The 13794-nt window shown below is 51.0% G+C and carries 9 protein-coding genes; 1 reads left to right on the top strand and 8 read right to left on the bottom strand.

Annotated elements, in window-relative coordinates; all coding sequences use genetic code 11:
• Window positions 1-91: 91 nt before the first annotated feature.
• Complete coding sequence (gene uspE / locus Q8W32_RS15290; protein ID WP_303434541.1) at window positions 92-1018, top strand: universal stress protein UspE; 927 nt, start codon at window positions 92-94, stop codon at window positions 1016-1018.
• A gap of 150 nt (window positions 1019-1168) precedes the next feature.
• Here the strand turns inward: uspE and Q8W32_RS15295 are convergent, their stop codons facing one another.
• The 8 genes from Q8W32_RS15295 to sdhA all read right to left on the bottom strand — a co-directional run bounded on the left by Q8W32_RS15295 (window position 1169) and on the right by sdhA (window position 13793).
• Window positions 1169-3058 carry a propionyl-CoA synthetase gene (locus tag Q8W32_RS15295; protein ID WP_303434540.1) on the bottom strand — a complete coding sequence of 630 codons (1890 nt, stop codon included), beginning with the start codon at window positions 3056-3058 and terminating at the stop codon, window positions 1169-1171.
• A gap of 247 nt (window positions 3059-3305) precedes the next feature.
• Window positions 3306-4178 (bottom strand): succinate--CoA ligase subunit alpha, encoded by an 873-nt coding sequence (gene sucD / locus Q8W32_RS15300; protein ID WP_303434539.1) that lies wholly within the window; start codon window positions 4176-4178, stop codon window positions 3306-3308.
• A gap of 9 nt (window positions 4179-4187) precedes the next feature.
• Entirely contained in the window at window positions 4188-5354 is a 1167-nt protein-coding gene (gene sucC, locus Q8W32_RS15305; RefSeq protein ID WP_305415546.1) for an ADP-forming succinate--CoA ligase subunit beta, read from the bottom strand.
• Window positions 5355-5480: 126 nt separating this feature from the next.
• Entirely contained in the window at window positions 5481-6923 is a 1443-nt protein-coding gene (gene lpdA / locus Q8W32_RS15310) for a dihydrolipoyl dehydrogenase (RefSeq protein WP_303434537.1), read from the bottom strand.
• A 24-nt stretch (window positions 6924-6947) separates the two neighbouring features.
• Complete coding sequence (gene odhB / locus Q8W32_RS15315) at window positions 6948-8153, bottom strand: 2-oxoglutarate dehydrogenase complex dihydrolipoyllysine-residue succinyltransferase (protein WP_303434536.1); 1206 nt, start codon at window positions 8151-8153, stop codon at window positions 6948-6950.
• Between the two features lie 26 nt (window positions 8154-8179).
• Window positions 8180-11017: a 2-oxoglutarate dehydrogenase E1 component gene (locus Q8W32_RS15320; protein WP_303434535.1), complete on the bottom strand. Its 2838-nt coding sequence runs from the start codon at window positions 11015-11017 to the stop codon at window positions 8180-8182.
• Window positions 11018-11296: 279 nt separating this feature from the next.
• On the bottom strand, window positions 11297-12007 hold the full coding sequence (locus Q8W32_RS15325) for a succinate dehydrogenase iron-sulfur subunit (RefSeq protein ID WP_305415547.1): 711 nt from the start codon (window positions 12005-12007) through the stop codon (window positions 11297-11299).
• Window positions 12008-12020: 13 nt separating this feature from the next.
• A complete protein-coding gene (gene sdhA / locus Q8W32_RS15330) occupies window positions 12021-13793 on the bottom strand; it encodes a succinate dehydrogenase flavoprotein subunit (protein ID WP_303434533.1) in 1773 nt (590 codons plus the stop codon).
• Between the last annotated feature and the right edge of the window lies 1 nt (window position 13794).

Below are 13794 nucleotides of genomic sequence, written 5' to 3' on the forward strand. Positions count from 1 at the left end.
GATCAATACCAACAAGAAGCTTGGCTTCTGCCCTGGCGGTCTGTCACGGTATGATCGCTGCTTGCACATCAATCACACGGGAGACGCCGTTATGCTGAACATCAATCATTTGCTGGTCGTACTGGACTCTGATCACCCAGAACAAACGGCACTGAACAAGGCACTCTGGTTAGCCGAAGTACTGAAGGCTGATGTGTGTTTACTGGCCTCTGTCTACGAACCTTATTGCGGTGAAAGTCCTTATCTGGAAGAAGAAACCAAACAACAGATCCGGCGGGCACGCATAGAAGCGACCAATCGCTGGATTGAAAGTTTTGTACCAGAAGTGGAAGAACGTGGTCTCAAGGTTCGTACGGAAGTACATTGGAACAAGCATCTGCATGAAGCCGTCATCGAATCTGTCCGTACAACCGACTACGACCTGGTTATCAAGGGAACCCAGCCCCATAATCTGATCGACCGTTTGTTTACCAATACCGACTGGAATCTGATGCGTCATTGTCCGGCGCCGGTCTTACTGGTCAAGTCCCCGGCATCATGGAAACAAAACCGCATTCTGGCAGCGATTGATGCGACCTCAACGGATGAAGGCCATCAGCGCATCAACGACAATATCCTCGCCTATGCAGAACATCTGGCCGACCATTTTGAAACCGACCTGCATATGGTCAACGCTTTCCCTCAAGTGGATCTTGCCTTCGCCATGGTGCCCGAAGTCACTGCCCCGGATGATATTCAGGCCTATATCACCGAGCAGCACAAAGATGCCTGCGAACAGTTGGCGAAAAAATACAATATCAACACCGATCATGTGCATATTGTGGAAGGAGAAACCGACATCGTTGTTGCCGAGACCGCAGCAACCATCGCCGCGGATGTATTGGTCGTCGGGTCCATCGGACGCAGTGGTATTTCTGGTGTATTTATTGGTAACACGGCTGAGCAGCTGGTCGACAAGATTGCCTGTGATGTTCTTATCATCAAGCCACAAGATGGCGTACTGCCGGACGCTGAATAACCTGGCGAGCCGGGAATTGCGGGCATAAAAAAACCGGGCCTCAGGGCCCGGTAAAATTCAAGATCAGAGAGTGAGAGAGCGTGATATTCGGGCTGCAGAACAGCCCGGGTCACAATGATATGACTCACTAATCAGATTAAGTTCCTGCTTTTATTTCCTGACGCCTTTTTCTTTCAGGGTGGTTTCGATTTCGGCCAGGCATGCCGGATCATCGATTGTCGATGGCGCGGTGTAATCTTCATTGTTGGCAATATTCCGCAAAATCTTACGCAAGATTTTGCCGGAACGGGTTTTTGGCAAACGCTGTACAACAACCGCATGTTTGAAACTGGCGACCGCACCAATCTGGTCACGAACACGTTTCACCAGCTCACGCTGCAACTCACCTTCGTCAACGTCGATACCATCTTTAAGCAGGATCAGGCCCAGCGGCTCTTCACCTTTCAAGTCACTGGTTTGGCCAATAACAGCACACTCCGCCACTGCCGAGTGCCCAGCCACGACCTCTTCCATTTCACCAGTCGACAAACGGTGTCCGGCAACGTTAATGATGTCGTCAGTACGGCCGAGTACAAACAGGTAGTTATCTTCATCCAGATAACCACCGTCACCGGTCACGTAATAGCCTTCAAAGGTACGCAGGTATCCAGCAACAAAGCGGTCATGATTACCCCAGATGGTTGGCAAACATCCTGGCGGCAATGGCAGTTTAAGTGCAATGCTGCCCTGCTCGTTACCAGCAACCGGATTGCCCCGTGAGTCCAGAATCTGCACATTGAAACCCGGTGATGGACGGGTCACAGAACCTGCTTTTACCTCAGCAGGCTCAAGCCCCATATGGTTACCAGCGATAGCCCAGGCTGTCTCGGTCTGCCACCAGTGATCCACAATCGGCCGCTTGATATGTTCCATCACCCAGTCATACGTCGGCGGGTCCAGCCGCTCACCGGCCATAAACACGGTTTGCAACTTGCTGAGGTCATATTGCTGTGCCAGCAGACAATCCGGGTCTTCCTTGCGGATGGCACGGAACGCGGTTGGTGCTGCAAACAGCCCTTTGACACCATATTCTTCACATACCCGCCAGAACGCACCGGCATCCGGTGTCCGTACGGGTTTGCCTTCATAAAACACGGTCGTACAACCAGCCAGCAACGGGGCATAAACCATATAGGAATGACCCACGACCCAACCAACATCCGATGCTGCCCAGAAGACATCACCGATCTGCATGTCGTAAACGACTTCCATACTGTATTTCATGGCAACCGCGTGGCCACCATTATCCCGAACCACACCTTTCGGCTTACCTGTAGTACCCGAGGTATAGAGTACGTACAGAGGATCCGTCGCCAATACCGGGGTGCAGTCAGCAGGCTCTGCCGCAGCGACACCGACTTCCCAGTCAATATCGTATTGATCATTCAGTTCACAACGGCATAAATCCCGTTGCAGGATAATGCAGCACGATGGCTTGTGTTCAGCAATATCAATCGCTGCATCAAGAATCGGTTTGTATTCAATGATTTTACTTACTTCAATACCACATGAGGCCGACACAACGACCTTCGGTGCGGCATCGTCAATCCGTACAGCCAGCTCATTGGCGGCAAAGCCACCAAATACGACAGAGTGAATAGCACCCAGACGCGCACAGGCCAACATGGCAATGGCGGCTTCTGGCACCATCGGCATATAAATAACAACCCGGTCGCCTTTTTCAACGCCTTGAGCTTTCAGCAAGCCAGCAAAGCGGGCCACTGCCGATGTGAGCTCTTTATAGGTATAAGAACGTTTGGTGTTCGTAACGGGAGAATCATAAATCAGGGCTAACTGATCGCCGCGCCCTTTCAAAACATGATAATCAAGAGCCAGATACGCGGTATTCAGTTCACCATCGGCAAACCAGCGGTCTATGCCATTCTCATCCTTGCTTAAAATAACATCCGGTGCTTTGAACCATTGTATTTTACCGGCTTGTTCTGCCCAGAAACCTTCGGGATCATTGATGGACTGTGTATATTGTTGTTGATATGTCATTAGTCTTCCCCCTTGACTGTCGGGGGATAGCATAAGCGATGGCTCATTCTTGCAGCTATTCGACCAAGGGGGATCACACCTTGGTCTATAACCAGCTGTTGTCAGATTGGTGTATGCCATGTCGATTTCTTCTATAAAACGGCTTTCCATCAAGATGATCTGGCATCGTTTGAGTATGGCACAGCCATAAAAAAACCCGCCGAAGCGGGTTCTTTTATGGCTGTTCAAACAACAGGCTTATGCTTGTTTACCAGCCGGTTTTTTCTTTCAGAGCCATACCGATGTCAGCCAGGCTGCGTACGGTAGTCACACCAGCGTCTTGCAGTGCGGCAAATTTTTCATCTGCGGTACCCTTGCCACCAGAGATAATGGCACCAGCATGACCCATGCGCTTGCCTGCAGGTGCCGTCACACCGGCGATATAGGAAACCACTGGCTTGGTAACATTGGCCTTGATGTAGGCAGCCGCTTCTTCTTCAGCAGTACCACCGATCTCACCAATCATTACGATGGCTTCAGTCTGCGGATCGTTCTGGAACAATTCCAGTACGTCGATGAAGTTGGTACCCGGAATCGGATCTCCACCAATACCAACACAGGTAGACTGACCAAAACCATAATCGGTTGTTTGCTTGACCGCTTCGTATGTCAGGGTACCGGAACGGGAAACAATACCGACTTTGCCTGGCAAGTGGATATGACCTGGCATAATACCAATTTTGCACTCTCCTGGAGTGATAACCCCAGGGCAGTTAGGTCCGATCAGGCGTACACCCAGCTCGTCACATTTAACCTTGGCATCCAGCATATCCAGCGTCGGGATACCTTCCGTGATACAAACGATCAGTTTGATACCAGCGTTAGCGGCTTCCAGGATTGAATCTTTACAGAAAGGTGCTGGTACGTAGATAACAGACGCTTCTGCACCAGTAGATTCAACGGCTTCAGCCACAGTGTTAAACACTGGCAGGCCAAGATGAGTCTGGCCACCCTTGCCCGGGGTTACACCACCGACCATTTGGGTGCCGTATTCAATCGCCTGTTCAGAGTGGAAGGTACCTTGGGCACCAGTAAAACCCTGACAAATAACTTTTGTATCTTTATTGATTAAAACGCTCATGATTACCCCTTATTTGCCAGCTGCTGCGGCAACAACTTTCTGTGCTGCGCCAGTCAGATCGGTGTCAGCTATGATGTTCAGGCCACTTTCAGACAGAACCTTGGTGCCTTGTGCTGCATTGTTGCCTTGCAGGCGAACAACAACAGGTACCTTGACGCCAACTTCCTTGACCGCACCGATAACGCCTTCTGCAATCATGTCGCAACGGACAATACCGCCGAAGATGTTGATGAATACTGCTTTGACAGAATCATCAGAGAGGATGATCTTGAACGCTTCAACAACGCGTTCTTTGGTAGCACCGCCACCTACGTCCAGGAAGTTGGCAGGGTTGCCGCCATGCAACTTGACGATATCCATGGTGCCCATGGCCAGACCTGCACCATTCACCATACAACCGATATCACCATCCAGAGCAACATAGTTCAGCTCCCATTTGGCAGCATGTGCTTCGCGCTCATCTTCCTGGGAAGGATCATGCATTTCTTGCAGATCCTTATGACGATATACCGCGTTACTATCGATGTTCAGTTTCGCATCCAGACAGTGCAAATCGCCATCAGAAGTGATAACCAGCGGGTTCACTTCCAGCAATGCCAGATCCTTGTCAGCAAACAATTTGGCCAGACCAATAAAGATTTTGGTGAACTGTTTGATCTGATCGCCTTTCAGGCCCAGCTTGAATGCCAGCTCGCGACCCTGGTAAGGCTGTGCGCCAACCAGTGGATCAATCGTTGCCTTGAGGATTTTTTCTGGAGTTTCTTCTGCAACCTTCTCGATTTCCACACCACCTTCGGTCGATGCCATGAAAACAATACGTCGGGTTGAACGGTCAACAACCGCTCCTAAATACAGCTCTTGTGCTATGTCAGTACAGGTCTCAACCAGAATACAACTGACGGGTTGGCCATTTTCATCCGTTTGGTAAGTTACCAGATTCTTGCCCAGCCATTGATCGGCAAAGGCAGTAATTTCATCCTTGGAGGTCACCAGCTTGACACCACCGGCTTTACCGCGCCCACCTGCATGTACCTGGGCTTTGACAACCCAACGGTCACCGCCGATTTCATCAGCTGCTGCTGCTGCTTCTGCTGCTGTTTTGGCTGCCACACCTTTTGAGACTGGCAAACCGTACTGAGCAAAAAGCTGTTTACCCTGATATTCGTGAAGGTTCATCGCTTTTGTCCTATTTATTTTTAATTTGTCGGATGCCGAACAACTTGTGTGCAAAGCACAGAGTGCGAAGTGTTCAGCTAGATAAACAAAGGCCCGGACTAACCGGGCCTGGGCCTTACCTCGGTCTTACTTTTTCTTCGGGCGACGATTCGCTTTATGAATTGCTGCATTGTTGACAGACAATGCGGCTTCATGAAGCGCTTCAGATACTGTCGGATGGGCAAAAACCATCATACCGACATCTTCTGCACTGGAACCGAATTCCATCGCTACAACCACTTGCTGACAGATATCACCAGCACTTGGTCCAATCACACTGGCTCCCAGAATACGATCTGTCTCGGCACTGGCAATCACCTTGACAAAACCATCAGTCTGGTTACCAGCCATCGCACGGCCATTGGCGGCGAATGGGAAAGTACCTACATTGTACGCTTCACCATCAGCCTTGACTTCTTCCTCGGTTTTACCAACCCAGGCAATTTCAGGGTTGGTATAAATGACCGAAGGAATCACGTCATAGTTAACCTGTGCTTTGTGACCGTGGATACGCTCGGCAACCATAACACCCTCTTCAGATGCCTTGTGCGCCAGCATAGGGCCACGAACCACGTCACCAATCGCCCAGATTCCAGGCGCGTCGGTTTTGCACGCTTCGTCGACATGAATAAAGCCACGCTCATCCATATTGACGCCACAGTCGCCAGCCAACAGATCATCAGTGTATGGCTTGCGACCAACCGCAACGATCAATTTGTCGAACGTTTCGGTCTTCTCTTCGCCACCTTCCTGGAAAGTGACAGCAACAGCACCATCTTTTACCTCAGAACCGGTCACACGGGCACCTAGACGAATGTCCATACCCTGTTTTGTGAACAGTTTCTGAGCTTCTTTCGCAACAGCCTGATCAGCCACATGCAGGAACTTGTCCTGGGCTTCCAGAACGGTCACCTTGGCGCCCAGACGGCCCCAGACAGAGCCCAGTTCCAAACCGATAACACCAGCACCAATCACGCCCAGACGAGCAGGAACGTCTTTGAATTCCAGCGCACCGGTTGAATCAACAATGATGTCTTCAGTCAGAGGCGTTGGCGGAATGTTCACAGGAACAGAACCGGTCGCGATGATGATATGTTCCGCTTCAAGCAGTTCAGCGTCACCACCATGAGGGGTGAATTCCACTTTTTTGCCAGCCAGTACTTTACCTACACCTTCCAGACCAGTCACACCATTGGCCTTGAACAGGGCAGCAACACCCATGGTCAGGTTTTTAACAATCTTGTCCTTGCGTGCCAACATGGTCGCAATGTCAACAGACACTTCACCGGTGCTGATACCGTGCAGGTCAAAATCGTGCTTGGCTTCTTCATACTTGTGCGAAGTGTCCAGCAGTGCCTTGGACGGGATACAACCCACGTTCAGACAGGTACCACCAAAGACGCCTTTGCCTTCCTTGCTCAGCCACTTGTCGATACAAGCGGTTTTCAGACCCAGCTGGGCACAACGGATAGCAGCAACGTATCCACCAGGACCACCACCCACTACGACTACATCAAATTTTTTGCTCATTACCAATAATCCTTAAATTGTCGATTATACGTCCAGCAACATACGTGCAGGATCTTCCAGCAAGTTCTTGATGGTCACCAGGAACTGAACTGCTTCCTTGCCATCAATCATGCGGTGGTCATAAGACAGCGCCAGATACATCATTGGCAGGATTTCAACCTGGCCATTAACAGCCATCGGACGATCCTGAATCTTGTGCATACCCATAATAGCGGTTTGCGGTGGGTTCAGAATTGGCGTAGACATCAGGGAACCGAATACACCACCGTTGGTGATGGTGAACGTACCACCCTGCATGTCTTCGATACCCAGTTTGCCGTCACGGCCACGCTTGGCGAAGTCACCGATGGTACCTTCGATTTCTGCCAGGCCCATGCTGTCTGTATCGCGCAACACAGGAACAACCAGACCGCGCTCTGTGGATACGGCAACACCGATATCCTGATAGCCATGGTAAACCATGTCATTGCCGTCAAGCGATGCGTTAACCGCAGGGAAGCGTTTCAAAGCTTCAGTTGCCGCCTTGACGAAGAAAGACATGAAGCCCAGTTTTTGGCCATGTACTTTCTCGAACTGGTCTTTGTACATCTTGCGCAGTTCCATCACTGGCTTCATGTTGACTTCGTTGTACGTAGTCAGCATCGCAGCGCTTTGCTGTGCTTCAACCAGACGCTTGGCGATAGTGGCACGCAGACGGGTCATTGGAACGCGTTTTTCGATACGCTCACCAGCAATCGGGGCAGCCACTGGAGCAGCAGCCGGGGCTGGCGCTGGAGCAGCCGGTTTGGCTGGTGCCGATTTCAGGTGATTAACAACATCTTCCTTGGTAATACGACCGTCTTTGCCGGTAGCCTTGATGTCTGCGCCTGCAACACCGTTTTCTTCTGCAATCTTGCGGGCGGCCGGGCTCATGATCAGATCACCGGCGTCTGCTACTGCAGGGGCAGCCTCAGCAGGTGCAGCTTCTGCGGCAGGTGCCGGAGCTGCAACGTCGCCAGCAACAAAAATAGCCAGCACTTCATCACTCAGTACAACATCATCTTCGTTTTTGAAGACTTCTTTCAATGTACCGTTCGCAGGAGCGACTACTTCCAGAACGACTTTGTCGGTTTCGATATCAACCAGCAATTCATCACGCTCAACTGGTTCACCAGGCTGTTTGTGCCAGGTTGCTACCGTGCCATCAGCAACTGATTCCGGAAAAGTCGGGGCCTTGATTTCGATGCTCATTATTGTTTCCTTAAGAATTCCGTCGGTTAGCCCTGCAGATCCAGAGCTTCACTAATGTATTGTTCAAGCTGCGCAAGGTGCAGCGCCATATAGCCAGCAGCTGGTGAAGCAGATGCAGCACGTCCGGCGTAGTTCAGTGTCATTCCCGGCTTAAGGCTGTTAATGGCACGTAGCATGTAATGCTGGCTGTTGTACCAGGCACCCATGTTTTTAGGTTCTTCTTGTACCCAGAAGATTTCTTCCATATTCGGATACAAAGACAGAATGGCCTTCAGATCGTCATGTGGGAACGGATACAGCTGCTCGATACGAACAATGGCAATATCCTTGATCTCTTCCGCGCGACGACGTTCCAGCAGGTCGTAATACACCTTGCCTGAACACAACAACACACGGCGTACTGACTGCGGATCCAGCTCATCAATCTCATCGATAACCGTCTGGAAGTGACCATCGGCCAACTCTTCCAGCGTGCTGGTTGCCAGTTTGTGGCGCAGCAGGCTTTTCGGAGACATAACCACCAGAGGTTTACGCACCGGACGAATCACCTGACGACGCAGCATGTGATAAACCTGTGCTGGCGTAGAAGGAATACAAATCTGGACGTTATGCTCTGCGCACAATTGCAAATAACGTTCCAGGCGCGCAGATGAGTGTTCAGGTCCCTGACCTTCATAGCCATGTGGCAGCAGCATGGTCAAGCCGCACAAACGGCCCCATTTATGCTCACCACTGGAAATAAACTGGTCAAAGACTACCTGGGCACCATTGGCAAAATCACCAAACTGGGCTTCCCAGACCACCAGTCCACCCGGTGTTGTCGTGGAATAACCATATTCAAAGGCCAATACGGCTTCTTCAGACAGCAAGGAGTCGTACAGATCAAAGGATGGTTGATCGTCACTGACATGACATAAAGGGATATAACGGCTGGCGTCTTTCTGATTGTGCAGAACGGCGTGACGGTGTGAGAAAGTTCCCCGGCCAACGTCCTGTCCGGTAATCCGTACTGGATAACCTTCTTTCAGCAAGGTTGCGTACGCCATGGTTTCAGCGTAGCCCCAGTTGATCGGCGATGCACCGACTCCCATGCGGCCACGGTCTTCCAGAATCTTGCCAACCTGACGCTGAACGGCAAAACCTTCCGGTATTTCCAGCAACTTGGCGGACAGCTCTTGCAGGGCTGCCAGATCAAAGGAGGTATCAGCAGTGGCTGTCCACTCATGACCCAGATACGGTGTCCAGTCGACGAACAATTCCTTGTTAGGCTCTTTGACCAGGCTTTTTACTACGTGGCGGCCTTCATCCAGAGCACGGCGATATTCTTCTTCCAGCTCTTTTGCGTCTTCAGTAGTAATAACGCCATCAGCAATCAACTTCGCCGCATACAATTCGCGGGTTGTTTTCTGCTTCTTGATTTGTGCGTACATGATTGGCTGGGTACCGGATGGCTCATCCGCTTCGTTATGGCCACGACGGCGATAACAAACCATATCAATCACAACGTCTTTCTTGAATTCACGACGGTAATCAGCGGCCAGCTGTGCAGCAAACAGTACAGCTTCCGGATCATCACCATTCACGTGCAGAATCGGTGCTTCGATAACCTTGGCAACGTCGGTACAATATTCAGTAGAACGAACATCTTCACGTTTGGAAGTAGTAAAGCCTACCTGGTTATTGATTACGATATGAATCGTACCACCGGTTTTGTAAGCCCGGGTCTGGGACAGCTGGAAGGTTTCCATCACCACACCCTGACCTGCAAATGCAGCATCACCATGCATGGAAATAGGAACCACCAGTTCACCGGCTTTATCACCACGACGATCCTGACGGGCACGAACAGAACCCTCAACAACCGGCGATACGATTTCCAGGTGAGACGGGTTAAACGCCAGCGCCAGGTGTACTTCACCGCCAGAGGTCATCACATTGGATGAGAAGCCCTGGTGGTATTTTACGTCACCATGTGACTGGTATTCAGACTTGCCTTCGAACTCATCAAACAGATCGGACGCTTTTTTACCCAAGGTGTTGATCAGGGTATTCAGACGACCACGGTGCGCCATACCAATAACAATTTCTTTGGCACCGTATGAGCCGAAACGCTGAATCAGTTCATCCATCAGAGGAATCAGTGACTCACCACCTTCAAGACCAAAACGCTTGACGCCCGGGTAACGGGAACCCAGGTATTTTTCCAGGCCTTCAGCTGCAACCAGACGCTCCAGCAAATGCAGTTTGACTTCATCACTGTATTTGGGGTGGGCACGTGCACTTTCCAGTCGTTGCTGGAACCAGCGTTGCTCTGCGGTGTTAACAATGTGCATGAACTCGGAGCCTACGGTACCGCAGTAGGTTGCTTCGAGCACATCGATAATTTCTTTCAGCGTTGCTTCTTCCTGGCCCATAAACAGGGTACCAGTCTGGAATTTGGTATCCAGATCCGCTTTCGACAAGCCATGGAAATGCAGATCCAGGTCGGGAACATTTTGTCGTTCCATCAAACCCAGTGGATCCAGAGAGGCATGCTGGTGACCACGGCCACGATAGGCATTGATCAGTTGCAGTACCTGAACCTGTTTACGCTCATATTCAGTACTGACACTGCCTTGGGAAACCGGACGGTTACGATGCTGATTTTTTGAAATGAGCAGAAACTGTTCACGGATCGCTTTGTGGGGAGTGTCGACGGTAACGCTTTCGTCGGCCCTTGGAAGTTGATCAAAATAATTACGCCACTCTTCAGGTACCTCACCAGGATCCTTAAGATAGGCTTCATAGAGCTCTTCTATGTAAGCAACGTTACCACCCGCTAACTGGGAGGTGCTCCATAGCTGCTCCATTGTTTGCTCGTGCATGTACGATCACCCTGTTCCTGTAAACATTGAGGAGATCACCCACAGAGTATTTTGCACCGACTCTAGCACTGCCAGACGAGTTAGAGGGCCGACTGATAGGTCGCAAGGCCTCTGAGGTGAATCAGGAATACCCTGATCCCTCAATTGCATTATTAAATTCGTAAAATCACGCTTTGTGGGCGTGATTTTAAAAAATTTTTCACGAAAACAGACTGTGTGTCCAGCCCACTTACGTCTAACCAGCACCCCGTATCATACGGGATGCAGGCCAGTTGCCGATTAAACCTGTTGGTTCAACAGCATGTTGCGGATATGACCAATTGCGCGGGTCGGGTTAAGACCTTTTGGACATACATTGACACAATTCATAATACCCCGACAACGGAACACACTGAATGGATCAGACAGATCACTCAGACGCTCTGATGTTGCGGTATCACGGCTATCCGCCAAGAAGCGGTATGCCTGCAACAGACCGGACGGGCCAACAAATTTATCCGGATTCCACCAGAACGACGGACAAGCCGTTGAGCAGCAGGCACACAGAATACATTCGTACAGACCATCCAGCTTCTCGCGCTCTTCCGGCGTCTGCAAACGTTCGATCGCAGGCGCAGGTCGATTATTCAGCAAGAACGGCTTGATGCGCTCATACTGGGTGTAGAACATGGCCATATCAATCACCAGGTCACGAATGACCGGCATACCGGGCAGCGGGCGCAATACCAGCTTGTCCATCTTGCCGTTGGTCGCTTCGGAAAGCGGAGTGATACAGGCCAACGCGTTCTTGCCGTTAATGTTCATGCCGTCAGAGCCACAGACACCTTCACGACAAGAGCGGCGATAAGCCAGGCTTGAATCCTGTTCTTTCACCAGAGCCAAGACATCCAGAACCATGACATCTTTGCCGCCAGGAACGGTGATATCGTAATCCTGCATGTAAGGCGCAGAATCCTTTTCTGGGTTGTAGCGATATATACTTACCAGCATTGCATACCTCCCATTAATAGGTACGGATTTTCGGTGGGAACGCTTCCATGGTCTTGGGAGCGAAGTTCACTGCGCGCTTGCCAATCGTCTTGGTTTGCGGGAAGTACAAGGAGTGGCACAACCAGTTTTCGTCATCACGTTCAGTGAAGTCGTTACGGGCGTGTGCACCGCGGGATTCCTTACGCTCAATGGCCGCAACCGCAGTTGCATAGGCTGTTTCGAACAGGTTATCCAGCTCCAGGGCTTCAATACGTGCCGTATTGAAAGCACCACTCTTGTCGGCCAGCACAGTGTTCTTGACGCGAACACCCAGCTCATCCAACATTGCCAGACCTTTCTCCATGCTTGGGCCTTCGCGGAATACACCGAAGTACAATTGCATGGTTTTTTGCAGGTCTGCGCGCACGTCAGCCACACTCTCACCTTTGGTGGAGTTGTTCAGACGATTCAAACGCGCCATTGCCGCTTCAACATCGGCTTCCGATGCATCAACTGATTCAAATCCATCGCGGAAGCTTTGTTCAACCTGCAAACCAACAGCACGGCCAAACACCACCAGATCCAGCAGTGAGTTACCACCCAGACGGTTGGCACCGTGAACCGAAACACAGGCGATTTCACCCGCGGCATACAGACCTTCAATAACAACGTCATTGCCGTTTTCGTCAACGGTCAAGGCCTGACCACCAATATTGGTCGGTACACCACCCATCATATAGTGACAGGTTGGAACCACCGGGATTGGCTCTTTCACAGGGTCAGCGTGGGCGAAGGTGCGAGACAGTTCCAGAATCCCTGGCAGCTTGGCATTCAGGGTTTCTTCACCCAGATGATCCAGCTTCAGGAATACGTGATCGCCATCTTCACCACAGCCACGGCCACCCAGGATTTCCAGTACCATGGAACGGGCAACAACGTCACGACCAGCAAGGTCCTTGGCGTTTGGAGCATAACGCTCCATGAAACGTTCACCGTCCTTGTTGATCAGGTAACCACCTTCACCACGACAGCCTTCAGTAACCAGTACACCCGCTCCGGCAATACCGGTTGGGTGGAACTGCCACATTTCCATATCCTGCATTGGCACACCAGCACGGATCGCCATACCAACACCGTCACCGGTATTGATCAGGGCATTGGTTGTGGACTGATAAATACGTCCTGCACCACCGGTTGCCAGCACTGTCGCCTTGGCTTTGATATAGAGCGTTTCACCCGTTTCAATTTCAATGGCGATCACACCAGCGACCTGACCCTTGGAATTTTTCACCAGATCAACGGCATACCATTCATTCAGGAAGGTAGTGCCGCCTTTCAGGTTGCCTTGATACAAGGCATGCAACAGGGCATGACCGGTACGGTCAGCCGCAGCACAGGTACGGGCAGCCTGACCACCCTTACCAAAGTCCTTGGACTGTCCACCAAATGGACGCTGATAGATTCGGCCTTCTGATGTACGAGAGAAAGGCAAACCCATGTGCTCCAGTTCGAACACAGCCTGAGGACCGACTGAACACATGTACTCGATAGCATCCTGGTCACCGATATAATCGGAGCCCTTGACGGTATCGTACATATGCCAGCGCCAATCATCATTGGGATCATCGGAAGCAATGGCACAAGTAATACCACCCTGTGCTGACACAGTGTGGGAACGGGTTGGAAAAACCTTGGTCACACACGCGGTTTTGATACCCGCTTCGGTCAGCTGCAGAGCGGCACGCATGCCAGCACCACCACCACCGATCACGATGGCATCAAACGAAATGGTTCTGATTGATGACATA

This window comes from Oceanobacter sp. 3_MG-2023 (assembly GCF_030688925.1).
Classification (GTDB): domain Bacteria; phylum Pseudomonadota; class Gammaproteobacteria; order Pseudomonadales; family Oceanobacteraceae; genus Oceanobacter.

Bases quoted from the DNA above. Each gene is read 5' to 3' on its own strand.
- uspE (WP_303434541.1), top strand. From the start codon at position 92: ATGCTGAACATCAATCATTTGCTGGTCGTACTGGACTCTGATCACCCA.
- Q8W32_RS15295 (WP_303434540.1), bottom strand. From the start codon at position 3,058: ATGACATATCAACAACAATATACACAGTCCATCAATGATCCCGAAGGT.
- sucD (WP_303434539.1), bottom strand. From the start codon at position 4,178: ATGAGCGTTTTAATCAATAAAGATACAAAAGTTATTTGTCAGGGTTTT.
- sucC (WP_305415546.1), bottom strand. From the start codon at position 5,354: ATGAACCTTCACGAATATCAGGGTAAACAGCTTTTTGCTCAGTACGGT.
- lpdA (WP_303434537.1), bottom strand. From the start codon at position 6,923: ATGAGCAAAAAATTTGATGTAGTCGTAGTGGGTGGTGGTCCTGGTGGA.
- odhB (WP_303434536.1), bottom strand. From the start codon at position 8,153: ATGAGCATCGAAATCAAGGCCCCGACTTTTCCGGAATCAGTTGCTGAT.
- Q8W32_RS15320 (WP_303434535.1), bottom strand. From the start codon at position 11,017: ATGCACGAGCAAACAATGGAGCAGCTATGGAGCACCTCCCAGTTAGCG.
- Q8W32_RS15325 (WP_305415547.1), bottom strand. From the start codon at position 12,007: ATGCTGGTAAGTATATATCGCTACAACCCAGAAAAGGATTCTGCGCCT.
- sdhA (WP_303434533.1), bottom strand. From the start codon at position 13,793: ATGTCATCAATCAGAACCATTTCGTTTGATGCCATCGTGATCGGTGGT.